Annotated in this window: 21 protein-coding genes and 1 pseudogene; 14 read left to right on the top strand and 8 right to left on the bottom strand. The window is 53.5% G+C overall.

Annotated elements, in window-relative coordinates:
* From HMPREF9412_RS33130 to HMPREF9412_RS26595, 4 genes and pseudogenes are all read left to right on the top strand, one after another.
* Positions 1-209, top strand: a pseudogene (locus tag HMPREF9412_RS33130) (hypothetical protein); the annotation flags it as partial.
* A 176-nt stretch (positions 210-385) separates the two neighbouring features.
* The gene (locus tag HMPREF9412_RS26605) at positions 386-1,198 is read left to right on the top strand and encodes a MurR/RpiR family transcriptional regulator (RefSeq protein WP_036673685.1); all 813 of its coding nucleotides are present in this window, start codon (positions 386-388) and stop codon (positions 1,196-1,198) included.
* Between the two features lie 222 nt (positions 1,199-1,420).
* On the top strand, positions 1,421-2,911 hold the full coding sequence (locus HMPREF9412_RS26600) for a PTS transporter subunit EIIC (RefSeq protein ID WP_009594863.1): 1,491 nt from the start codon (positions 1,421-1,423) through the stop codon (positions 2,909-2,911).
* A gap of 29 nt (positions 2,912-2,940) precedes the next feature.
* Complete coding sequence (locus HMPREF9412_RS26595; RefSeq protein ID WP_009594883.1) at positions 2,941-3,585, top strand: N-acetylmannosamine-6-phosphate 2-epimerase; 645 nt, start codon at positions 2,941-2,943, stop codon at positions 3,583-3,585.
* 174 nt (positions 3,586-3,759) lie between these two features.
* On the opposite strand, the gene HMPREF9412_RS26590 is transcribed toward HMPREF9412_RS26595, so the two are convergent.
* From HMPREF9412_RS26590 to HMPREF9412_RS26565, 6 genes are all read right to left on the bottom strand, one after another.
* Complete coding sequence (locus HMPREF9412_RS26590; RefSeq protein WP_009594940.1) at positions 3,760-4,602, bottom strand: undecaprenyl-diphosphate phosphatase; 843 nt, start codon at positions 4,600-4,602, stop codon at positions 3,760-3,762.
* Positions 4,603-4,681: 79 nt separating this feature from the next.
* Entirely contained in the window at positions 4,682-5,293 is a 612-nt protein-coding gene (locus tag HMPREF9412_RS26585; RefSeq protein WP_009594880.1) for a DedA family protein, read from the bottom strand.
* Between the two features lie 43 nt (positions 5,294-5,336).
* Positions 5,337-7,286 (bottom strand): ABC transporter permease, encoded by a 1,950-nt coding sequence (locus HMPREF9412_RS26580; RefSeq protein ID WP_009594887.1) that lies wholly within the window; start codon positions 7,284-7,286, stop codon positions 5,337-5,339.
* A complete protein-coding gene (locus HMPREF9412_RS26575; RefSeq protein ID WP_009594885.1) occupies positions 7,261-8,031 on the bottom strand; it encodes an ABC transporter ATP-binding protein in 771 nt (256 codons plus the stop codon). The genes HMPREF9412_RS26580 and HMPREF9412_RS26575 overlap by 26 nt, the downstream gene beginning before the upstream one ends.
* A gap of 184 nt (positions 8,032-8,215) precedes the next feature.
* Positions 8,216-9,223 carry a HAMP domain-containing histidine kinase gene (locus HMPREF9412_RS26570; protein WP_009594915.1) on the bottom strand — a complete coding sequence of 336 codons (1,008 nt, stop codon included), beginning with the start codon at positions 9,221-9,223 and terminating at the stop codon, positions 8,216-8,218.
* The gene (locus HMPREF9412_RS26565; protein WP_036673694.1) at positions 9,220-9,921 is read right to left on the bottom strand and encodes a response regulator transcription factor; all 702 of its coding nucleotides are present in this window, start codon (positions 9,919-9,921) and stop codon (positions 9,220-9,222) included. The genes HMPREF9412_RS26570 and HMPREF9412_RS26565 overlap by 4 nt, the downstream gene beginning before the upstream one ends.
* A 323-nt stretch (positions 9,922-10,244) precedes the next feature.
* Here HMPREF9412_RS26565 and HMPREF9412_RS26560 point away from each other — a divergent pair, with 323 nt between their 5' ends.
* The 8 genes from HMPREF9412_RS26560 (at position 10,245) to HMPREF9412_RS26525 (ending at position 18,160) form a co-directional block, all read left to right on the top strand.
* The gene (locus tag HMPREF9412_RS26560; RefSeq protein WP_036673681.1) at positions 10,245-11,951 is read left to right on the top strand and encodes an FAD-dependent oxidoreductase; all 1,707 of its coding nucleotides are present in this window, start codon (positions 10,245-10,247) and stop codon (positions 11,949-11,951) included.
* A complete protein-coding gene (locus tag HMPREF9412_RS26555) occupies positions 11,948-12,286 on the top strand; it encodes a 4Fe-4S dicluster domain-containing protein (RefSeq protein ID WP_009594897.1) in 339 nt (112 codons plus the stop codon). The genes HMPREF9412_RS26560 and HMPREF9412_RS26555 overlap by 4 nt, the downstream gene beginning before the upstream one ends.
* A gap of 180 nt (positions 12,287-12,466) precedes the next feature.
* Positions 12,467-13,363, top strand: coding sequence for an ABC transporter permease (locus HMPREF9412_RS26550; RefSeq protein WP_009594869.1), 897 nt, complete (start codon positions 12,467-12,469; stop codon positions 13,361-13,363).
* Positions 13,364-13,401: 38 nt separating this feature from the next.
* Positions 13,402-14,265: an ABC transporter permease gene (locus HMPREF9412_RS26545; protein WP_009594907.1), complete on the top strand. Its 864-nt coding sequence runs from the start codon at positions 13,402-13,404 to the stop codon at positions 14,263-14,265.
* Between the two features lie 55 nt (positions 14,266-14,320).
* Positions 14,321-15,940: an FAD-dependent oxidoreductase gene (locus HMPREF9412_RS26540; RefSeq protein WP_009594910.1), complete on the top strand. Its 1,620-nt coding sequence runs from the start codon at positions 14,321-14,323 to the stop codon at positions 15,938-15,940.
* Positions 15,937-16,269 carry a 4Fe-4S binding protein gene (locus HMPREF9412_RS26535; RefSeq protein WP_009594932.1) on the top strand — a complete coding sequence of 111 codons (333 nt, stop codon included), beginning with the start codon at positions 15,937-15,939 and terminating at the stop codon, positions 16,267-16,269. The genes HMPREF9412_RS26540 and HMPREF9412_RS26535 overlap by 4 nt, the downstream gene beginning before the upstream one ends.
* A 186-nt stretch (positions 16,270-16,455) precedes the next feature.
* Positions 16,456-17,469, top strand: a complete 1,014-nt coding sequence (locus HMPREF9412_RS26530; RefSeq protein WP_009594939.1) for an ABC transporter substrate-binding protein — start codon at positions 16,456-16,458, stop codon at positions 17,467-17,469.
* A 58-nt stretch (positions 17,470-17,527) separates the two neighbouring features.
* The gene (locus HMPREF9412_RS26525) at positions 17,528-18,160 is read left to right on the top strand and encodes a nitroreductase family protein (protein ID WP_009594906.1); all 633 of its coding nucleotides are present in this window, start codon (positions 17,528-17,530) and stop codon (positions 18,158-18,160) included.
* Here HMPREF9412_RS26525 and HMPREF9412_RS26520 read toward each other — a convergent pair.
* Entirely contained in the window at positions 18,150-19,643 is a 1,494-nt protein-coding gene (locus tag HMPREF9412_RS26520) for a sensor histidine kinase (protein WP_009594936.1), read from the bottom strand. The two genes, HMPREF9412_RS26525 and HMPREF9412_RS26520, sit on opposite strands and share 11 nt — an antisense overlap.
* Positions 19,640-20,326, bottom strand: a complete 687-nt coding sequence (locus tag HMPREF9412_RS26515; protein WP_009594889.1) for a response regulator transcription factor — start codon at positions 20,324-20,326, stop codon at positions 19,640-19,642. Before HMPREF9412_RS26515 ends, HMPREF9412_RS26520 begins: the two co-directional genes overlap by 4 nt.
* Before the next feature lie 239 nt (positions 20,327-20,565).
* Between HMPREF9412_RS26515 and HMPREF9412_RS26510 the strand changes: the two genes are divergently transcribed.
* Positions 20,566-21,330, top strand: coding sequence for a pirin family protein (locus HMPREF9412_RS26510; protein WP_036673679.1), 765 nt, complete (start codon positions 20,566-20,568; stop codon positions 21,328-21,330).
* Positions 21,331-21,846: 516 nt separating this feature from the next.
* Positions 21,847-22,554, top strand: a complete 708-nt coding sequence (locus HMPREF9412_RS26505; RefSeq protein ID WP_254664119.1) for a C40 family peptidase — start codon at positions 21,847-21,849, stop codon at positions 22,552-22,554.
* The last annotated feature ends 185 nt before the right edge of the window (positions 22,555-22,739 follow it).

Here is a 22,739-nt window from a genome sequence, read left to right as displayed (position 1 = left end):
AGCAGGAGCGCAGGCTCAAAGAGCTGCACTTCCGCAAAATCGATATGTCGGACGAAATCTTTGTAATCGATGTGAATGGCTATATTGGAGACAGCACTCGGACCGAGATTGAATACGCCAGCTGTCATGGTAAGAAGGTACGGTATTATTCAAAGGACCAACTGCAGCAGCCTGCTCCCCGAAGTCCCCGCATCTATGATATTCGTTGACGGACAGAGCGGACGTTGTTTGCTAAAAATCGGTCTCAGACGAGCTCGATATCATTCTCTATACCCGTTTTTACGAATTAGGATTCAGGATGGGCACTAGCATTCACGGCCATAGCAATAATATTGAATCCATATGCTTTTTTTGTTATAATTCCCAAATGGCGGTGGTGGATTCAATGGATATTTATATGGTTATTCAGCAGTTATATCCGAGTTTCTCGAAGAAAGAACAGTTGGTAGCGAATTATATTCTTCAAGAAGGTCAATCAATTAATAACATGAATATATCTGTGCTGGCGAACCATGTTGGTGTCTCGAATGGGACAATCACGCATTTTTGCAAGAAGATTGGTTGCCATAATTTTGCCGAATTGAAGGTTCAGTTGGGCAGGCTTCGTACTGCGACGGCTCCTTCGGCGGAGGACAATATTCTCATACAAGTATCTAAATTCTATCAGACGGTCATTGAGCGTTCGAATCAATTACTGGACATAACATATTTGCATCGACTTGCTGAAGCGATTAAGAGCGCAGCACGAATTTACATATACGGAATCGGGAGCTCGGGACTTTCAGCGAAGGAAATGATGCTTCGCTTGCTGCGTATGGGCTTCAATGTGCAGAGTATTACGGATTCTCATTTAATGCTGATCAATAGTTCGATAGTGAATGAGAATGATTTCGTTATTGCGATTTCCAGTTCAGGGGAAACGTCTGTCATTGTCGACGCAACCAGAATTGCAAAGAATAACGGGTGCAAAGTCATCTGTCTGACCAGCTTCTCCGAAAGTACGCTGGCGCAACAAGTGGACTCTTTTATTTTGGTCTCCAATACATTGTTTGTTGATAAAGAAAGGTTTGTAAATAGTCAATTTTCCGTCATGTATGCGATCGATATTTTATGTATGATCTTACTCGAGGATGCGGATTTAAATAGTCGGATGCAAATTACAGTGAATACGATTCTTGAACACAATCGAATGGATTAACAATAAAGCTTTCATCGTACCTGTGAACCTCAGAAGTTGACGTGTTTTTCGTCTACTGGAGGGGCACAGGTTTTTTATTGTGATTGTTCATGCTAAGCGTCATAGATTAATTACCAAAAATAAAATTATTTTAGTTAAATTATATTTACTAAAATAATTTCATGATGTAGAATTGGCATATCGCGATGGAATACAATGATTGATCCAATAGGAGGAAAATCCATGTTTAAACAGTTGCAAAAGCTTGGTAAGTCATTTATGTTACCGATTGCAATCCTACCTGCTGCGGGTTTGCTGCTTGGGATTGGGGGAGCCTTATCGAATGCGAATACGATTGCTGCATATCCGATTCTGAATACGCGGTTTTTACAAGCTGTTTTTCAAATTATGTCGGCAGCCGGCAACGTTGTGTTTGCCAACTTAGCGCTAATCATGTGTATTGGCCTTGCCGTGGGGCTAGCGAAAAAGGATAAAGGTACTGCTGCGCTGGCGGCAGCCGTCTCGTTCCTGGTTATGAATGCATCGATTGGTGCAATGATCACGGTATTTAATCCAACCGTTGAATCCATTGATACCGGAGTTGTAGGGGCTATTGTCATTGGTATCCTGGTTACTTATTTGAACAATCGATACCGTGGGATTCAATTACCTTACTTTCTAGGATTTTTTGGAGGCTCACGGTTTATTCCGATCGTCTCATCTTTTAGTGCTATTTTTGTAGGCGGAATCTTCTTCTTAATCTGGCCTACGTTTCAAGGCTGGCTGGTAGCGGCAGGGACTGCTATAGCCGGAATGGGATATTTCGGTACCTATTTATACGGATTCTTGCTTCGTCTTACAGGTGCTGTCGGTCTACACCATATGATTTATCCGATGTTCTGGTTCACAGAGCTGGGCGGTGTCGCCACGGTTGCAGGTCAGCAAGTGGTGGGTGCGCAGAAAATCTTTTTTGCCGAACTGGCTGATCCGAATCATGTTGGAATGTTCTCCGAAGGAACCCGTTTTTTTGCAGGACGTTTTGCTACGATGATGTTTGGTCTTCCTGCGGCATGTCTTGCGATGTATCATTGCGTTCCGAAGCACCGTCGCAAGCTTGTGTTTGGTTTGTTCTTTAGTGCAGCGCTGACATCGTTCCTGACAGGGATCACGGAGCCGATTGAGTTTATGTTCTTATTCGTCGCTCCCTGGTTATATGTGATTCATGCGGCTCTAGATGGTCTATCCTTTATGATCGCGGATATGTTATCCGTTCGTATCGGGAATACCTTCTCTGGCGGGGCCATCGACTTCATGCTCTTTGGGGTTCTGCAGGGGAATGCCAAAACGAATTGGATCTATGTCATTATTGTGGGGCTTTTCTGGGCTGTCATCTATTACCTTGTGTTCCGCTTCTTAATTACGAAATTCAACGTGGCGACACCGGGACGTGAAAGTGATGGGGAGAGCGTATCGGTTGAAACCAAGGACAGTATTGGAGAGACCGCGATGAAAGTACTGAATGCGCTTGGTGGCAAGGAGAACCTGGAAGATGTCGATGCATGTATTACGAGACTTCGTGTTGCAGTCAAAGATGTATCGAAAGTAGATAAGGATACAATTAAAGAACTGGGTGCTACTGCAGTATTAGAAGTAAAAGGCGGGGTTCAGGCTGTATTTGGCGCAAAAGCCGACTTAATTAAACAAAAGATAAATGAGGCTATTGGAGAAGAATAAAAGAGGATAGGGCATGGAGGGAACATATTGTGAAACGAGGATTAATTGTATCATGTCAGGCTTTGCCAGGCGAACCGTTGCATAGTTCATTTATTATGGGACGTATGGCCATTGCGGCAGCCGAATCCGGTGCGGTGGGGATTCGTGCTAATAGCGTTGAAGACATCGAAGAGATTAAGAAGCAAGTTGAGCTGCCCATTATTGGCATTATCAAAAAAGAATACCCGGGTATGCAATCGTTCATTACAGCGACCATGACCGAAGTGGATGCGCTTGTTGGTACAGGGGTTGAGATTATTGCTGTGCAAGCAACGATGGATCAGGATGAGGCATTCCTGCAATCGATCTTTACAAAATATCCTTCGCAGAAGTTCATGGCGGATATCTCCACAACGGAAGAGGGGTTGCGAGCAGAACGATTGGGGTTCCACTACATTGGAACGACACTTATTGGTTATACACCGCAGTCTCAGCATGTGGAGAAGTTCACCGTGCTGGAAGAACTGATTAAGCAGTGTAAGAAACCAGTCATTGCAGAAGGCAACTTCAACACACCGGAACAGGCTGCAAAAGCGATCAAAATGGGAGCTCATTGTGTGGTTGTAGGCAGCGCCATAACAAGACCGCAAATCATCGCGAAATGGTTCTCTGATGAGGTAAACGAAGTTCTATAACAAAAGAAGCATAGAGGAAAGATTTGTTATGATATAGTCTGTTAATGCCATAGCCATCCGCGCACTTATAATAAAACGGGGCTGTCCCAGAAGTCATGAAAGATGACTTTGGGACAGCCCCTTTATACGTGCCCGAGCACCTTTAGGATTGTAAACGGTACTTGTAGAACGGTTTTACAGATAAAGCACCAACGCAATAATGGCAGCGAGTACGATCCGATAGATCGCAAACGGCACCAGCTTGATCCGATTGATCAGCTTCAGGAAGAAGCGGATGGAGATCAAAGCGAAGACGAAAGCCGCCACGAATCCGGCGATGAAGAACGGAAGAGCCTCCAGCGTGAAGTACTCCCAGTTCTTCAGCAGCGACAGGAAGCTGGCTCCGAACATGATCGGCACGGCCATGATGAACGTAAAGTCCGCTGCCGCACGGTGGCTCATGCCGAGCATAACGCCTCCGGAGATGGTGGAGCCGGAGCGGGAGAAGCCTGGCCAGAGCGACAGACACTGAATCAGCCCGACGCTGAATGCCTGCCTGTACGTAATTTGATCGACAGTCACCACTTTCGGCTCTTGTTTCGAGCTGACCTTGTCGGCAACGATCATGAAGATGGCTCCGATCACAAGACCGATCAGCACCGTTTCGGTAGAAAATAAATGCTCGTCAATGAGGTCCTCGAACAAGACGCCCAGAACGCCGGCCGGAATCAAACCGACGATAACCTGGCTGAGTCTCAGTCTGCCCGTACCGGCCGGTACGCCGGCTTCGGGCTTTTTGCGCTTGAGTCCCAAGAGATCCAGGAAGCGGTCCTTGAACACCACGATGACGGCGAGAATGGAGCCGAGCTGAATCACGACCTTGAACGTGTTGGCTACGTATTTCGTCAGAAACTCCTCGGATTTCAGCCACATGTCATCCACGATGATCATATGGCCGGTAGAGGATACAGGAGCGAACTCGGTCAGTCCCTCGACGATTCCCAGAATAATTGCTTTGAGGATGGTTAAAAAATCCATGACCTGTGGTCTCTCCCTTACTTAAAAATGTAAAATGTAATGATATGAATGATGCATGGCATGAAATATGTGCTCCAGCTTAAGCCGATTTTCTACGCTTGCGGAAGAAGAAGAACAGGAATGCGATCACGGCCACGGCTATTACAGCATAAGCGATATTGGAATAGACGTCCATGAAGGCGACGATATTCTCCCATGAATCGCCGACGGCGGCCCCCACGGATACCAGAATGACGTTCCAGATCAAGGTACCGATGGTCGTAAAGAGCAGGAACATGCCGAACTTCATGTTGGACATCCCCGCCGGGATGGAGATCAGGCTCCGGATCAGCGGAATCATGCGGCAGAACAGCACGGTCCAGTAGCCGTATTTATCGAACCAGGCATCCGCTTTGCGGATGTCTTCTTTTTTGACGCGGAGGATATGCCCCCAACGATCCACGATTTTCTCAAGCCGTTCGACATCGAGCAGGCGTCCGATCCCGTACAGGATGACGGCACCGACCACGGAGCCGATGGTAGCTGCGATAATGACGCCGGGCACCGTCAGTTTCGTGTAGGTTGTCATGAATCCGCCGAAGGTCAGAATGACCTCGGAGGGAATCGGCGGGAACACGTTTTCCAGGGCAATCATCAGCAGGATGCCGACATAGCCGAACTTCTCCATAATGTCCGTAATCCAGTTTTCCAAAAGTTACACCTCTTTCAAAAGATAAGGAGGCCTTTGCCATCCTTTATATAAGGGTCTGCTTCAGCTTGCGCAGATATTGGCTGCGGATGAAGAAAAAGTACAGGACCTGCATCATCAGGAAGCTGATCAGCACGATGCCCATTTCAGCCGCAATGGATAAATAGAAATAGCTTTGCAGCGCGATGAAAGCAAAGATGCTGTGCACGATCGCAAGTCCGATCGGTACAAAAAACAGCAGCGCCAGCTGTCCGGTAACGATCCGCCTGAACTCCCTGTCCGTCATGCCCAGCCGGGATATCGTGGCATAATGCCTGCGGTCAAAATCCAGATCGGCATAGAGGCGGAAGTACAGGAAACTTCCTGCCGCGATAAAGAACACCGTGCCCACAAGCAATGCCGCGAAGAGCAGCATGTTGTACAGGCTGTCCCGAAGGGCAAACAGCGTACCGCTGACCGCCAGCGCAAAGGTCCGGTCCATCTCATAGCGCACGGCGCCGCCCGGAGCCAAATGGGGAACGATCCCCTCCGTCTCCGTAAAATCGTCCACGTAGAAGCCGGTGTACCGTTCCTGCCGGACCGGATCCGTGACGGCGGCAAAGATGTCGTCGCTGACGACAAGACCGCCGAAACGGGAATCGTCATCCATCTCCGGCAGCAAGTATTCCGGCACGCCGACATGATCGGAATAACCGATTTCACGCAGCCGGATGCCGGAATCCCGGAGCCGGTAAGAAGCGTAATCCCGGTTGCGGGTATAAGCTCTGTCGTTTTGCGAAGCAATGAGGACAAGGGCCTCCTCGCCGCTCGGCGGCTGTTCGTCAAACGGCAGTCCCGCCATCACGACAGCCGCCTTATAGTCGGAGAACGCGATCAGCGTCAACGGAATCTCCGATGGACCGGCCTGTGTGGATGCCGGTTCGGCATCCGTATATTTAACGCGAAACGATAGCGTTTCAAACGGTATTTTCCTCGACTCCAGCTCCTGCCGGATTTCGTTCAAATGCTGCTCTTCGGAGGTGTCTCCCGTTTTGGCGAGATAACCGATGGCGGCCGGGAAGTCCTCGTTGAACTGCTTCGTGAGCACCGGAATGGAGGCGAATACGCCTACCGAGCAAAAAGACACGGCCAGCACGATCGTTACCATCGAGAACATCTGGGCATGATCCTTCAACCGGTACTGCAGGCTGGATAGCGAGATCAGCTTGGTTCTTCTCCAGGTGAACCGGCGGCTTTCTTTCAGCCTGCGGACGAGAGCAACCCCTAACTGCGAATAAATCAGATACGTGCCGATCATCGTCATCAAGGTAACCGGGAACATGCGCAGCGCGAGGGTCGATGCGCTTGTCGTGGCTGCCAGACCGTAGCTGACAAGCAGCAGGACAGCCGCCAATATGGATAACCACGGCGATGTTCTGGGTGCGGTTTTTGGCCGCTGTCCGGACTGGAACAAGTCGATGAGCGCTTTGGGCCGCAGCAGCCAGGACGTGCACAGCGAGATGATGAGGAACAGCAGCGCGTAACTCGCGATCGTCAGACCCAGCGCGCGCAGACTCAGCCGAAACGGCAGGGGCGGGACTCCGAGAAAGGCCGAGCCTGCCATCAGGAACAGCTTGCCTGTAATGATGCCGAACAGGATGCCCGTGGCGATCGCGCTTACGCCGATGATCATATTTTCAAGAAACACCATTTTGTTAAACTGGCGGTCCGTCATGCCGTGCATGAACAGAATGCCGAACTCGCGCTTGCGGGTCTTCAAGAAAGCCCCGACGGAATACAGCACGAAGAAAAACGAGAATACGTACATAATCAGCTCTGCGCCAACCATCGCCTGGGTCACGACCGGATAGAACATTTCGTCCGTGATGGAAGGGTGAAACAGGAACAGCGCGCACACAAAGAAAATCATGACGGAGAATGCGCTGCTTAAGAAATAGGCCGCGTAGGTCCGCTTGTTCCTCAGGACATTCCTAAAAGCGAATTGTCGAAAGGTCATGACTTCCTCCTCCCAGCAGCGCCAGCATGTCGATGATTTTCTGGAAAAAGGCTTGGCGGTTGTCACCGCAATACATTTCATTATATAGTTGACCGTCCTTGATGAACAAGACGCGGTCACAGTAGCTGGCTGCCACCGGATCGTGAGTGACCATGAGAATCGTTGCGGAAGCTTCTTTGCTTGAAGCCGAAAGCGTCTGCATCACTTCTTTGGAGGCTCTGGAGTCCAGGTTCCCCGTCGGCTCGTCGGCCAAAATCAGGGAGGGCTCCTGAATGAGCGCCCTCGCGATGGCGGTGCGCTGCATCTGCCCGCCGGAAATTTCATAGGTGTGCTTGTGCAGAATGGACCCGATCCCGAGCCGGTCTGCGATCCGGTTCAGCCTGATGCCCATTTCGTCCAGCGGCATGCCCTCCAGCGTCAGCGGCAGGACGATGTTTTCCTCAACGGTCAGCGTATCCAGCAGATTGAAATGCTGGAAGACGAAGCCCAGCTCCCTGCGCCGAAACAGAGCGGTATCGCTCCTGCCGAGCAGATGGGGATTGCGTCCGCCTATGATCACTTCCCCGGCCGTGGGCTGATCAATGGTCGCAATCAGATTGAGGAGCGTCGTTTTTCCGCTGCCGGAAGGTCCCATAATACCGACGAATTCGCCTTTGGCGACGTTGAAGTGAATATTGTTCAGCGCTTGGAACGCCACTTTGCCCTCATAGATTTTGGATAGATGCTTGACGCTCAGGATGGGCATATCTTCACTCCTCTATAACGATGTTATCATTGTAAAAGATTCGTTGGCGTCCATGCCATATTCGTAACTTACAGTTACCTTACAACCTTGTAAGGTTTCTTTTGCCGGCGTAAGCAGATCGGGAGTAAGCAGCAACGGCCTTAAAGAGCTTGTACTGCCGAACCCTGCCATCTGCCGGTGGAATTCATTGTGCGATATGGCCCGCAGCATCCGCAAAAATGATGCGGACCGTCGTCCCTTCCTCGACCTTGGATTCGATTTCGAAGGCATGTCCAAGCTTATCGCATATTTGTTTGACCAGAAACAGGCCCATGCCTGTCGATTCCTGGAATCGGCGCCCGTTCTCTCCGGTGAAATAGGGATCGAACACCCGCGGGAGGTCGCTTTGGGGAATGCCGATGCCTTCGTCCCTTATCTCAAGCACGACTTGATTCTCCCGGGTGTAGCCGTTGAAAAAGAGGGTGCCTTGTTCCTTCAGCGTATATCGAACCGCGTTGGTCAGCAGCTGCGTCAACACAAAAGAGAGCCATTTCTCGTCCGTGGCCACCGTTAATCCGGAATCGATCCGGATGGACGGGTACATTCTCCGCCGGATAAACAGCCGCTTTTGCTCGGACGTGACATTTCGGACGATTCGCTGAAGCGGCAGGTTTTCCACATGGAAATCGCGCTCGAACGTATCGAGCCTGGCGGTATACAGCACGAGATCGAGCCCTTTTTTGAGCCGGTCCAGCTCGTCGCCGATCGCGGCAAACCGGGGGTCGTCATCATCCTGAAGAATCAGGTGAATGACCGAAATCGGCGTTTTCATCTGGTGGGCCCATTGGTTGATGAACTGCAGATGGCCTTCAATTTTATGCTTATAGTTATGCAGATCCGTGGTGTAATGCCGGAACTGGGTTTTCAGCAGCTGATGAAGCGCTTCGGCGAGCGGGGTGTGGGAGGATTCTGCCGAGGATTCGCCTGTGAGGGATTCTCCCGGGAGCGGCTGCTCCAACCGTTTATAGAAGGAACGGTTGGCAATGAAACGGAAGGCGAGATAGCCGACGAGCAGCAGCAAGCTGATGATGCCCGCGTACAGGCTGACCGTCAAATTGCGATAACCGTCCAGCCTATAGATCAGGGTAACGACAAGAAGCTGGGCGATGTAGACAATCATTAAGGGACGCTGTTCTTGCAGAAATAGTTTCATGGTTCGTCCCTCCAGCTCGGTACCAGTCGGTAGCCGCGCCCGCGCACGGTTTGAAGGCCATCCTCGATTCCGAGGGCGGCGAGTTTCTTGCGGACGCGGGTGATGTACACATTCAGCGTATTATCGTCCACAAAGGCCTGATCATCCCATATTTTCTCCAGGAGCCGGTCCCTGCTGACGATCTGCTCGGGCTTCTTCATTAATTCGTCCAATATTTTGGCTTCGGTATGGCTGAGCTCCGCTTGGGTCGGTCCGAGCGAAACGGAGAGACGCTCAACGTCAAGCGTGAGTCCGGCGATGCTGAGGACCCGCTCATTCTGACCGGCAGCATAGGACCCGTAGGCCCGCCGGAGCTGGCTCTTGATTTTGGCCATGACGATCTCGTAGTCAAAGGGTTTGGTTATATAATCGTCGGCACCGTTCTCCAGCGCCATCACCTGATCCATTTTCCCGTCGCGGGCGGAGATGAAGATGATCGGGCAGGTGGAGAGGCTGCGGAACTGCCGGCACCAATAATAGCCGTCGAATTTAGGCAGATTGATATCCAGAAGCACAAGATGAGGGTCATACGATTCAAATTGATCGCGCACCGTCTCGAAATCATGAACTGACTGCGTCGCATAACCGAATTTATGAAGATATTCTTTCAGCAGGCCGACCAGCCCGGCATCGTCTTCGACAATGAAAATTTTGAACATATCGATCATAGTCCCTTCATTTGACATTCTCGTACCGTCTGTATTGTACCAAATTGTCGGGATATAAGGAAAAGTGATCGAAGACAGCAGGGCCTAGGAAAGCTCGGAAGCGAATGTCTCGCTTTGTTAAGCGATCCCTCCGAAAATTAATCTTGACGCTTGTGCCATCAGCTGATAATATACTTGATAATTCCAATCGAATAACTATGATAAATGAATTTGAATCGACCAGTCTGCTGGAGATCATGAGAATCCTTCATGATCTCCTTTTTGTCGTATGGACCTCAATTTTACTATCAACCAAGGAGCGGGGGGATCAACGATTGCGTGCACAGGATGAATTGAAACTGACGGCGGATGTCCTCGTCATTGGCGGCGGTCCTGCAGGGGCTTGGGCAGCCTGGAGCGCGGCGTCCCAAGGTGCCAAGGTCGTACTGGCCGACAAAGGGTTTCTGGGCTCCAGCGGGGCAACGGCACCCGGAGGAACCAATCTGCTATATTTGCCTCCTGACGATAAGCTGCGCGATGAAGCCGTGGCCCAGCGGATGAAGGAGGGCGGTTATTTATCGGAACCGGATTGGATCCATCGCGTGCTGGATCAGGTATACATCAATCTGGAACGCGTGGAGGCATGGGGATACCCGTTTCGCCGCGATGAGAACGGGGTCCCCATGCGAGACCATTTGCAGGGCCCGGAATATATGAAGCTGATGCGAAGCGCGGTCAGCCGTGCGGGCGTACGGATCATGGATCAGTCCCCGGCGCTCGAGCTGCTTGCCGACGAGCATGGGGTCGGAGGAGCACGAGGCATATGCAGGCAGAAGAACAAGGATTGGGAGGTACGGGCAAAGTCGATTGTCATAGCTACCGGCGGCTGCGCCTTTCTGAGCAAGGGCCTTGGCTGCAACGTGCTTACAGGCGAAGGACTGCTCATGGCGGCGGAGCTTGGCGCCGAGCTATCCGGCATGGAATTCAGCCGCCAATATGCGCCGAGCGCGGCGTTTGGCACGGTGACCCGGGGGCGGCTTCTCAACTGGGCGACGTATTATGACGAAGACGGGAATACGCTGTACAGCCCCGGAGGGCCCAGGCCGCATGATTTTCTGCCGACGATGCTCCGCAAAGGACCGGTATACGCCATGCTGAATCATGCCGACACGGAAGAGAAACGGCGCATATTAAGGCAATCGCACGCCATCTTCTTTGTTCCGTATGATCGGGCGGGAATCGATCCGTTCAAGGAGCGTTTTCCCTTGACCCTCCGCTATGAAGGGACGGTCCGCGGAACCGGAGGCATCCGGATCACCGGCGAAGATTGCGCGACGACGGTACCGGGTCTGTACGCCGCCGGCGATGCTGCAACCCGGGAGCGGGTGACCGGTGCCAAGTCGGGCGGAGGGGCTTTTAATGCCTCTTGGGCGATTTGCTCGGGAACGTGGGCTGGCGAATCGGCGGCGAAGCATGCGCTGAGTACGCGTTCTTCCGCGGACGGCCGTCGCCTGCAAGGTGCGGGGCGGGCCGGAATGTCCCATCCATCCGCAGCACATGGGCAGGGAATGGATGCATTCAACCTGATTCAATCGGTACAGCGGGAGGTGTTTCCGCTGGATATCAATTATTTTCGCAGCGAACCGGTCCTGCAGCAATCGCTCGAACGGCTGAACGGGCTATGGCCGGAAGTGTACGCGAAGATAACCGGGGGTTCGCGCGAGCGGATCAAGGCAAGGGAAGCGGCGGCCATGGCGGCAACGGCAAGATGGATGTATGCGGCTGCGCTGACCCGGCGGGAAACCAGAGGGATGCATACCCTTCTGGAATACCCGGATCCGAATCCGGACCAGCAGCATCGTCTGACCGTGAGTGGGATCGATCATATCCAGGTATATCCTGAGGGGCGGCCGCCCCGGCAGGCAGGCCGAGGTACCATGGACGCTTGCCGACACTATGGCGGTTCAGGCAATAGGAGCAGTGAAGCCGTGGGGGCTGCTGCCTGGATCGCGGCAGCGGCCGGGGAGGTGGAAGGCTCATGATCGAGGTTGTCAGTCAGCAGCGGTGCATCGAGTGCGGCCTGTGCGTCAAGGTCTGTCCGACCAATGTATTCGACCGGACGGAGACGGGGCTTCCGGTCATTGCCCGTCAGGAGGATTGCCAGACCTGCTTTATATGCGAGGCTTATTGTCCTGCCGATGCTCTGTATGTTTCTCCCTTTGCGGATATGGAGCAGAAGGTGACGGAAGAAGAGCTGATCGCGGTAGGGATCATGGGAAGCTGGAGGGAGACGGTCGGCTGGGGACGCGGGCGGACCCGGCTTGCAGAGATCGACGAGACCCCGTTTATCGATCGGATTCTCCCCCGGCGAGGTTAAAGCAGAACTAAACCAATAGCATTCATACTGTCAACCATTCAAATGGAGACATTCCTTCGGTTTTTCGAAGAATGTCTCTTTTTGTATTCGAGGAGAGAGGTGCCCTTATGAAACGGGTTTGGCTGATGTTCATGTTAGTTGATGAAAGATTGGCGTTTGCCGTGCCGGAGCGTGATCGCGATGAGTGACCATGCAGGATTGTACCGGCAGGACCCTCCGGCTCCGGTCCACGGCAGCGAGTCGCTGGTACCGGAGCCCGCCGCCAAGCAGCGGCAGAGGGTCTCCCCCGGCGAATCAGGTGCCGGGATATGGAGGAAGTCGCTGGGCACCTTGGCTGCAGGCGCGGTTCTTCCCGTATCGCTGCTGGTTTTATGGCAGGTGCTCGGCGACCTTGGTTACATCTCGGAGCTGCTCTTCCCGACGCCGCTTCGCATTACGGAGGCTTTTGCCCACTTGGCGGGCTCGGGTGACCTTGGCGGTCATGTCCGGATCAGTTTGGTTCGTGCCGCAGCGGGTTTCGCCCTTGGAGGGGCTCTCGGCCTAGCCTTCGGTATTCTGGTCGGGGTATTCCGCATATCCGAGCGTGTGCTCGATCCATCCATCCAGATGGTCCGCATGATCCCGCATTTAGCGGTTGCGCCGCTGTTCGTGCTTTGGTTCGGAATCGGGGAGTCGTCCAAAATACTGCTGATCGCCAAAGGGGCTTTCTTTCCGCTCTATATCCAAACCTATCTGGGCATCCGCGGCGTGGATAACAAATGGTTCGAAGTAACAAGGGTTCTGGGTTTCACGCGTATCCAGCAAATCTTCAGGCTGGTCATTCCGTCCTCCCTGCCGCATATCTTCCTCGGGATCCGGCTGTCCCTCGGGCTGGCCTGGCTCGGGCTGGTCGTTGCCGAGATCATGGGCTCCACGTCCGGCATCGGCTATTTGATGACGGATGCCAGACAGTTCAGCAAAACCGCAACCGTGTTCGTGTGCATCGTCCTGTTTGCCGTCATCGGCAAAGCAGCAGACGCCGCGGTTAGGCTGGTGGAGCGTAGGCTGCTGAAATGGAACGACAGCTATGAGGGCTAAAGCACGGCTTCTGATTCCAAGAGAGAGGAGGAGACACGATGAAAAACGTGAACGAACTTGCGCTGCCTGCGGCGGGGCAGTCACCCGCTGTATCGCAGCCGCCCAATCCTGCTGCCGCGCGCTCCAATCGCCGGCGTGCAGCCTTCCTACGGGCCATTGCGCTCGGATCGGCCCTTCCGGTTCTGGTGCTGGCCATATGGCAGCTGGCAGGCAATCTTGGCTGGATCGATGCATTCTTCCTGCCGACGCCGGCGGCGATTTTCGAATCCCTCTGGAATCTGATTGCCTCAGGCAAGATGGCGACCCATCTGGGCATAAGCATCGGCCGCGCCGCTGCGGGCTTCGCTCTGGGAGGCAGCCTGGGCTTGATATTCGGCTTGCTGACGGGCTTCTCGCGCAAGTCGGAAATATTCCTGGATCCGACGGTGCAGATGCTGCGGATGATCCCGCATTTGGCGATCGCCCCGCTTATTATTTTGTGGTTCGGATTCGGAGAAACGTCGAAGGTGCTGATCATTGCGAAGGGAGCTTTTTTTCCGCTGTACGTCAATACGTTTCTCGGCATCCGGAGCGTCGACAAAAAGCTGTTCGAGGTATCCAGGGTGCTGCAGTACAGCCGGGTTCAGCAGATGATCAAGCTGATCATCCCGTCTTCGCTGCCTAACCTGTTAATGGGACTCCGCTTATCGCTGGCGGTATCCTGGCTCGGGCTCGTCGTTGCGGAGCTGATCGGTTCGCAGTCGGGGGTCGGGTTTCTCATCAATCTTGCCAAGCAATCCTCGTTAACGGAGCAAATTTTTGTGGGTGTATTGGTTTTTGCCGTCGTCGGCATGATGGTGGATCTGTTCGTCCGCTCTCTGGAGCGCCGCTTGCTGAAGTGGCGGGATAGCTACAAGGGATGATCAGGCTTCGTGAATGAGAGAACAGAGGACAATGATGATTAGGAGGGGAACACGCATGAGTTCACGTATTCAAGGCAGCACGCTTCGGTTGGAAGCGGATGTGCTGGTCATTGGCGGTGGCCCGGCCGGAGCCTGGGCGGCTTTAACGGCTGCGGCGAAAGGCAGCAAAGTCGTGCTGGCGGATAAAGGGTTCTGCGGATCAAGCGGGGCAACGGCGCCGTCGGGCACAGGCGTATGGTACGTGGAGCCTGAAGGGCGGCAGCGCCAGGAAGCGAAGATGAGCCGGTATTTTATGGGCGGACGCTTAGCCGAGAATGAGTGGATGGATCGGGTCCTGGATCAAACCTACGAGAATATGAACCGCCTGGGCGGCTGGGGGTATTCGTTCCCGGTCGACCCGGATGGCGGGATATTCCGGCGCGGCTTGCAGGGACCGGAGTATATGCGTCTCATGCGCAAGCTGGTGAAAAGAGCCGGCGTCAAAATACTCGACCACAGCCCTGCGCTGGAACTTCTGGCGGATAAACACGGAGTGGGGGGCGCCGCTGGCGTAAGCACGCAGGGCGGCGATCCCTGGAGAGTCACGGCGGGTGCCGTTGTTATCGCAACCGGCGGCTGCGCCTTCCTGAGCAAAGCGCTGGGATGCAATGTGTTGACCGGTGACGGCTATCTGATGGCAGCCGAGGCCGGGGCCGAAATGTCGGGCATGGAGTTCTCCAACGCCTATGCCATATCGCCAACGTTCTCCTCGGTGACCAAAACGGCGTATTACCGTTATGCAAGCTTTTACTACGAGGACGGCACGGTGGTAGAGGGGGCGGGCTCGACCAAGGGACGTTCCGTCATTGCCAAAAAACTGCTGGAGAACCGTCAGGTATATGCCCGATTGGATCAGGCACCCGCCGATCTGCAGCCGCTGCTCCGGGTGGGGCAGACGAATTTTTTCCTGCCGTTTGACCGCATGGGCATCGACCCGTTCAAGGATATGTTCCCGGTCACGCTTCGGCTCGAAGGGACGGTGCGCGGGACCGGGGGCATTCATATCGTGGACGAAACGTGCGCCACGAAGGTCCCCGGCTTGTATGCCGCGGGAGACGCCGCAACGCGGGAGCTGATCTGCGGGGGATTTACCGGAGGCGGCAGCCACAATGCCGCCTGGGCGATGTCTTCCGGCAGCTTTGCGGGCGAAGGCGCGGCGGACTATGCCCAATCGCTGGGACGGCATGCCGCTAGACGCGAGGTGCACGGATTGTCTTCGGCTCCGATCGTATCTTCCGGTACCTTCGGCTCGCTGCAGGAAAAGCCGCCCATTGCCGCGGAGGAATACATTCGGGCGGTGCAGGAAGAGGTCATGCCTTATGACCGGAACCTGTTCCGTACGGATGAGGGACTTCGGAATTCGTTGCAACGGCTCGACGGCGTATGGAAATCGATCCGGCAGGAACCCATCCATCTTGATTATCAGGCGGTGAAGAAACGCGAGGCAGCGGCCATGGCTGCAACGGCCCGCTGGATGTACCGCTCTGCGCAGGCCAGGACGGAAACGCGGGGAATGCATAAGCGGGTTGATTATCCGGAGCTGGACGAGACGCAGCATTACCGCCTGATTACATCCGGGTTGGATGTAATCAGCGTCCGGGCGCAGAGCGTGAGCGAGGAGGCGGTTTCCCTTTGATTGAGCTGATCAGCGATGCCAGATGCGTGCAGTGCAATCTGTGCGTCTCCGTATGTCCGACCAACGTATTTGATAAAGTCGATAACGATGTGCCTGTCATTGCGCGCCAGAACGATTGCCAAACCTGTTTCATGTGTGAGCTCTATTGTCCGGCGGACGCGATGTACGTCGCTCCTCATCCCGACCGGCTCAGCGGGCTAAGCGAGGCGGAGCTGGAGCAGGCCGAGCTGTTGGGGGGCTACCGCGAGAAGGTGGGATGGGGACCCGGCCGAACGTCCATATCCAGCCATGCGTTTCTGGCTCAGCTCGCGAAGCGATCGGTCCCTTAACCGTCCGTCCGCCCCTTTTTCAGGCAGCTCCACTCTTCCCGTCTGCATGGGAAGCATGATCTTCGGGCTCGTTGAGGCCAGGATTTGCCGGGGATTCCATGAAGCCCCGTAAGAAGCAAGAGGCGTAAGAAGCGAAAGCGAGGCAATGTCATATCGAGATGGGATCTGTGAGGGGAGAGAAATCGAATGGAGAATCGAAACGTTAAAAAACACAAACGAAAGCGATACGCGATTTTATTGACGCTGGTGGCGGCGGCGCTTGCTTTTTCGCAGGGCTGCGGGACCAAAGATCAAATAACGAAGGCATCAAGCTCCGGCGTGCCGAAGACGCTCAATTACGGATATATAGGAACCAATGCCCTGAATGTGCCTGGAGGCGCCGAGGGCTGGGGGTTCCATAAGGGCATTATTCAGGAAGAGCTCAAGAAGCACGGGATTGAAACGGTAAACCTGACCGCCTTTCCGAACGGTCCGGATTTGAGCGAATCGCTGATCAGCGGCCGCCTGGACTTTGGCAGCTTGGGCGATACGCCGGCCATCCTGTCACGCTCAACGGGAGCGAAGACCAAGGTGATTACCCAAGGCTCGACCGACAGCATCGGGTACCTCGTGGCGAAGAAGGGAGGCCCGGCTTCCCTGGAAGAGTTAAAGGGAAAAACGGTAGCCACTCAAAAAGGCTCCTTCCACCACCGATACTTGGCCGGTCTTTTGAAGAAAGAGGGGCTGGCTGAGGATGTGAAGGTCATCCACCTGCTTCGCGTGGATGCGGAGGCTGCCCTGGCCCGCGGGGAAATCGACGCGATGACCAATACCGGCGTCTATACGCTCAAACAAATCGATGAAGGCTATACGCTGCTGGACGATGCCACCAAGCATCCCGAGCTGTATGGAACCAGCATAACCGTGGTGTCGGAGGATTATCTGGCGAAATATCCGGATTTCGCCAAGGCGTGGAATGAAGCCCGTTCCAAGGCGCTAGAGGATTTAAAGCAGCATGAGGAGGAGTACTATGCGTTTCTGGCCGAATTGCAGAGCACGAAGGTGGAGTACGTGAAGAAGGTTAGTCCGATCGAGCTGATCAAAGAGGTTCCTTTTACCGAACAAGGGCTGCAGCTGCTGGAAGGAACGAAGGCCTTTCTGATCGAAGAGAAGCTGGCGGAAACCGATTTTGTTTTGGACGATTGGCTGATCAAGCCTTAACCAAGCTCAGGCCAAGCCGTATTACAATAACCCGCAAAGGGTAAGGAGAGATGATCGTATGACCAGACCTGATCCAACCGTAATCGTATCAGCCCTGTCGAAGCGGACGGTGGCGGAACAAACGCGCCGTCCCGAATATCCGGTGCATGCCCATTTTGTGAATCGATGGTCTTCGAGGGCCTTTGACCCCCGTCTGGTCGAAGAGGACGTGCTGTATACCGTCTTGGAGGCGGCCCGGTGGGCACCCTCCTCGGGCAACGGGCAGCCGTGGCGGTTTATCGTTGCCCGAACAGAGGAGGAGCGGGAGCGATTCCGGTCTTTTATCCGTCCCGGAAACCGCGTGTGGAGCGATCGAGCGCCGGCACTTGTCCTCCTCGTTTCCTACACGCTGAATGCCAATGGGGAACCGAGCGGAAGCCACGCGTTTGATGCGGGGGCTGCTTGGGGAACAATCGCTTCGCAGGCTGCTTTGCTTGGGCTGAATACCCGCGCGATTGGCGGCTTCGACCATGAGCTTGCCCGCGAAGCCCTGCATATCCCGGAAGAATATGATTTGCACGCGGTCATAACGCTTGGATACCGCGGGGATAAATCGGCGCTTCCGGAGACGCTGCAGGAACGGGAGGTCCCTACGGACCGACGATCCTTGAATGAACTGGTTCATGAAGGAGTATTTCAGGCTAAGGAATGATGCCCGGCCACTCCGCACGAAAAACCGTTCCTTGGTTAACCGTGCTGTCCACGCTCATTTGGCCTCCATGCGCGTTCATGATGGACTGGGTGATGGACAGTCCAAGACCTGCACCGCCGTGCTGCCGGGTCCGGGATTCATCGATGCGGTAGAACCGCTCGAACAGATGGGGCAGATGCTCCTTCGAAATCCCGGCTCCATTGTCGCTGACCAGCAGTACGGCATGGTCCTTGGTTTTATCCACCGTAACGGTAATCCGCCCTGTGTCGGAATCGGTATGCTGTACCGCATTATGAAACAGGTTATAGATGACCTGCTTGATCTTGTCGGAGTCACACCGGCACAGCACGTCTGCCGCTTGAATCGTTACGTTTCTGCCTTGAGCCAGCATCCTAAGATGGGGCTCCATCTCAAGCAGCAGCCGATCCAGCCGGGTATCCTGCAGATGAAGCTCCGGCTTACGGTCAAGTTTGGCCAACAGAAGCAAATCCTCGACCAATTTCTTCATGCGCTTCGATTCGCCGTGCATGCTGGACAGTGCTGCATGGAGCTGCTCCTTGTTGTCGGCGGCGCCGCGGCCAAGCACCTCCAGAAAGCCGTGAATCGAAGTAAGCGGCGTGCGCAGCTCATGGGAAGCATCGGCAATAAACCTCCGCATCTGCTCTTTCGCCTCGCGTTCCGCTTCAAACGCTCCCTCAAGCCTTTTCAGCATGCCGTTAAACGATTGGGCCAAGCGGTCAATCTCCTGCTGACCCTGCATGGCCGGAAATCGCTCCGCCAAGTTTCCGGCATCCGTTCGTTCCACTGTTTCGACCATTCGGCTTAGCGGGTTAAGCGTCCTGCGCAGCAAAGGCAGGTACAATGCGATCCCGCCAGCCATGGCAAGCAAAGCCAGCACGGCAAATATCAGCAGCTGCCGCAGCAGAACGGCATGGAGCGGCTGCGTATCCATTCCAAGCTGCAGTATACCGGAAGGGCTGTTAGGGCTGCCGTAAGGGCGAAAGACAACGATCTGCTCGGTGCCTTGGGCATCGTCAATCACTTCGTACGGAACGGGCCGACGCTCTTTGAATTGCTCCAGAATCGAGGTATAAGCCTCTGCTGCCAGCTGCGGCGCGGACAGACCGTTGTCACTGGCCAGGTCGGTGTAGCTTCCGTTCGTTGCGATCTTGGCAAGCGACATATTCGGCAGAAAGAGCAAAGGTCTATTCTCCTGGCGGGGCATGCCCGCATGGGCGTCGTTATTCGGAACAGAAGGCCGGTTATGCGGCACGCGATCAGGCTCCCACATCTCCACGGGGATAGAGCGGACCTGAAGCGAAAGCGCCTCGGCCTGATTGCGGAACAGGGCGTTTTTCATCAGTACATATTGCAGCGCTCCGATCAGCACGAGCAGAAGCGCCAAGACGAGAAGGGAACGCGACAGGAGCTGCGTGCGCAGAGACGTTGGCCGAGATGCGCGTATACGGTTTCGAAAACTCATGGCAAATCCACCCGGTAGCCGGCTCCGCGAAGCGTGCGAATGACCCGATGCTCCTTGTCTCCGAGCTTCTCTCGCAGGGATCGGATATAGACCTCCACGATGTTATCCTCTCCCCCAAAGTCATAGTCCCACACAATATTCAATATGTTCGATTTGCTCAGAACGCTGCCGTGTTTGGTCACAAGCAGTTTGAGCAGTTTATATTCCGTAGGGGAAAGCTCCAAGGCTTCCCCCAGGTATGAAATTTCTTTCTTGCGGTCATCGATGGTGAATGGCCCAAGCCGGATTTCGCCCAGCAGGCTCGGGAACTGATTGCGGAGCCGAGCTTGAATGCGGGCCAGCAGCTCTTCGAAACTGAAGGGTTTGGCCATGTAGTCGTCCGCTCCGGTCATAAGGCCTGTTACACGGTCATCGATCTCATCCTTCGCGGTAAGCATAATGACCGCAATATCCCTGCCTTCCTCCTTCAAACGTCTGCACACCGCAAGACCGTCCATTCCCGGCATCATCACATCCAGAACGATGACATGCGGCTCGAAGCTGGCTGCTTCCCTTAACGCACATTCCCCATCGGAGGCCGTGCGCACCTCAAACCCTTCATTATGGAGACCAAGCTCCAGAAATTGCAGTATATGCGGCTCGTCATCCACAAGCAAAACGCGAATACGATGCATGGATCCCATGACACAAAACTCCTCTTCTTTCATTCCTTCAACTTTATCATACGTGCAGTAGCTGAATGAAATCTGAACGCGAACTGAAAATAAACTGAAAAATGATTCGCAAATATGCATTCTCAAATCAGGGAATTTAAGGATGTTGATATCTGTTCGGTTATCGTTGATACTATCTTAAAGCCAAGATAATCAATGCAGCACCTGTTCAAGATCCATCATGGATGGGTGAAAGGAGGAGACTGGACATGATAGGAAATGTATATCCACCCGAGAATCAGGGCAAGGGCTCACTCGATGGAGGAAGGATAACGGAGTTGAAGCCGATCGGTTTCTCCGGCGAAGGGTCAGCCGTGACCCGGGTAGGGCCGCTTTTCTATTGGTCCTGGTTTCGTTCGCCCGTCGAAGGTTATATCGCGTCTCATCCCCATCAGGGTTTTGAAATCGTGACTTATATGATTCAGGGAAAGTGCGACCATGAGGATTCGCATGGTACGCACAGCATAATAGGGCCAGGAGGCCTGCAATTGATGAGGGCCGGTTCCGGACTTACGCATGAGGAACTTCTGACCGGGCCGGATGCAGAAGGATTCCAGATTTGGTTTGAGCCGTATCTTCGCGATTCATTGAAGCAAAACCCTGCCTGTCGTCAGTATCGTCCGGACTCCTATCCGGTAACCCGTATCCAGGGGGGATTGGTCAAAACGATGATCGGCGGTTCCGCGCCAACCGATCTGTCCGTGGACGTGAGGATGCTGGATATTCAAATTCTGGCCGGGCACGAAGCACGATATGAACTGAAAATCGGCAGGCGTGCGGCTGCGCTTGCCGTAAGGGGAGCCGGCAGCTTTAGCACGGAAGAGGAGAGCCTCCTGTTTCATCATCGGGACTTTATGGTAATCGATACGGTGCTCGGTGAGACGATAAGCCTTAAGGCGCAAGAGAATGTCAGGGTCATCCTGATTGACGTACCGGAAAACCCTGGATATCCGCTCTATTCCAAGCGGCCATAGGGTCAAAAGTTTACAATATTGTAGTGGAATGAAATTTAGAAGGTACGATAAACTAGAGTCTGTCAGATGGGGGATCCGTCTGCACAGGCTTTTTTTTAAAAGTGTGGCAGGGAACCAAAGGTCATCTTTCAAGCAGCCATCGCAAGGAAAAATACATATATATGGTAAGTAGAAAGACCCAACAAAGAAATCCGGACTTCTTTAGGCCGGACTGGTTGGGTTATTTTGGCATGTTTTTTTGCTATAATAATCTATTTATACTAAATTCAAGTATAATAAGAGACCAAAGTCCCCCTCTTTACCAATAGTTGGCATGTGTTTTTGTGAGGATGGTAGCATGCGTCCCGAGACACAGCCTGTCTATAATGATTGCGGGATCACGAAAATGACATTTTCGTCATTCCACAATCAAACGAGATGGGGGAGATCGTTATTTTCTCGAAAAAAAGATTTAAACAATTGATGGCCGGAGCGCTGTTATCAGCAGCGGTTCTTGGTTCTTACGGATATGGGTCTGTGAATGAAGTGTCTGCTGCCAGCGTGCAGTCTGCAACCAAAGGTGTAGCAAGCTCGAATGTGTACATGCGCAATAAGCCTTCGACTTCGGGTAAAGTCGTTGACCGCGTGCATAAGGGTGAGCGCGTTCAAATTCTGGCTAAAAGCTCAAGCTGGTATAAGATCAAAACTTCGGACGGCAAGCAAGGATATGCTTCGTCTAAATATATTAACCAAAGCAGCGGATCTTCTAACACTTCCGGCAATTCGGGAAGCACGGCGCCTTCTGCGAGCGCAAGCGTTGAAAAAGTAATCAGTGCAGGCATGAAGTATCTGGGCACGCCGTACGAATTCGGTTCTAACCGCAATTCAACGAGCACCTTTGACTGCTCGGCATTTGTCCGCCGCGCATTCATGGACGGCGCTAACATTACGCTGCCAAGCGATTCCCGGAAGCAAGGGCAGTACGTCAAAGATAAAGGAACGGCTGTTTACAACGTCAATCAATTAAAGCGCGGGGATCTGGTATTCTTCATGAGTTACCGAGGTTCATCGGCATCCGCTTATGCCGGATTGGACAAGTCCAAACAGCGGATTACGCACGTAGCGATCTATCTGGGGGACAACAAGCTGCTGCATACGTACTCGAAACAATCGGGCGGCGTCCTCGTAGGTAACTTCGGCGATTCTTGGAAACACCGCTTCGTGCACGGCGGAAGCGTACTATAAAGCATCATTCCATGGATAAGATTGATCCATGCTTATTCTGAAAACAGAAGGACTGTCCGATTGGGAGATCTGAACGATCTTTAACGGGCAGTCCTTTGTGTTATGCGATTTGCATTTCGCTTTCGATTTCAGTAAGGTGGACAGTAGGAACGGGACAACAGCATGAAGATAGGAACAGGAGGGAC

Origin of the sequence: Paenibacillus sp. HGF5, assembly GCF_000204455.1 — a bacterium.
Taxonomy (GTDB): Bacteria; Bacillota; Bacilli; order Paenibacillales; family Paenibacillaceae; genus Paenibacillus_AQ; species Paenibacillus_AQ lautus_A.
Note: the sequence above shows the minus strand (reverse complement) of the source record. Positions and strands in the feature narration are given on the sequence as shown.

Coding starts and splice junctions, on each gene's coding strand:
- HMPREF9412_RS26520 (WP_009594936.1), bottom strand. CDS start 19,643: ATGAGTTTTCGAAACCGTATACGCGCATCTCGGCCAACGTCTCTGCGC.
- HMPREF9412_RS26510 (WP_036673679.1), top strand. CDS start 20,566: ATGATAGGAAATGTATATCCACCCGAGAATCAGGGCAAGGGCTCACTC.
- HMPREF9412_RS26575 (WP_009594885.1), bottom strand. CDS start 8,031: ATGCCCATCCTGAGCGTCAAGCATCTATCCAAAATCTATGAGGGCAAA.
- HMPREF9412_RS26600 (WP_009594863.1), top strand. CDS start 1,421: ATGTTTAAACAGTTGCAAAAGCTTGGTAAGTCATTTATGTTACCGATT.
- HMPREF9412_RS26540 (WP_009594910.1), top strand. CDS start 14,321: ATGAGTTCACGTATTCAAGGCAGCACGCTTCGGTTGGAAGCGGATGTG.
- HMPREF9412_RS26605 (WP_036673685.1), top strand. CDS start 386: ATGGATATTTATATGGTTATTCAGCAGTTATATCCGAGTTTCTCGAAG.
- HMPREF9412_RS26515 (WP_009594889.1), bottom strand. CDS start 20,326: ATGGGATCCATGCATCGTATTCGCGTTTTGCTTGTGGATGACGAGCCG.
- HMPREF9412_RS26550 (WP_009594869.1), top strand. CDS start 12,467: ATGAGTGACCATGCAGGATTGTACCGGCAGGACCCTCCGGCTCCGGTC.
- HMPREF9412_RS26530 (WP_009594939.1), top strand. CDS start 16,456: ATGGAGAATCGAAACGTTAAAAAACACAAACGAAAGCGATACGCGATT.
- HMPREF9412_RS26570 (WP_009594915.1), bottom strand. CDS start 9,223: ATGAAACTATTTCTGCAAGAACAGCGTCCCTTAATGATTGTCTACATC.
- HMPREF9412_RS26525 (WP_009594906.1), top strand. CDS start 17,528: ATGACCAGACCTGATCCAACCGTAATCGTATCAGCCCTGTCGAAGCGG.
- HMPREF9412_RS26555 (WP_009594897.1), top strand. CDS start 11,948: ATGATCGAGGTTGTCAGTCAGCAGCGGTGCATCGAGTGCGGCCTGTGC.
- HMPREF9412_RS26565 (WP_036673694.1), bottom strand. CDS start 9,921: ATGTTCAAAATTTTCATTGTCGAAGACGATGCCGGGCTGGTCGGCCTG.
- HMPREF9412_RS26545 (WP_009594907.1), top strand. CDS start 13,402: ATGAAAAACGTGAACGAACTTGCGCTGCCTGCGGCGGGGCAGTCACCC.
- HMPREF9412_RS26590 (WP_009594940.1), bottom strand. CDS start 4,602: ATGGATTTTTTAACCATCCTCAAAGCAATTATTCTGGGAATCGTCGAG.
- HMPREF9412_RS26580 (WP_009594887.1), bottom strand. CDS start 7,286: ATGACCTTTCGACAATTCGCTTTTAGGAATGTCCTGAGGAACAAGCGG.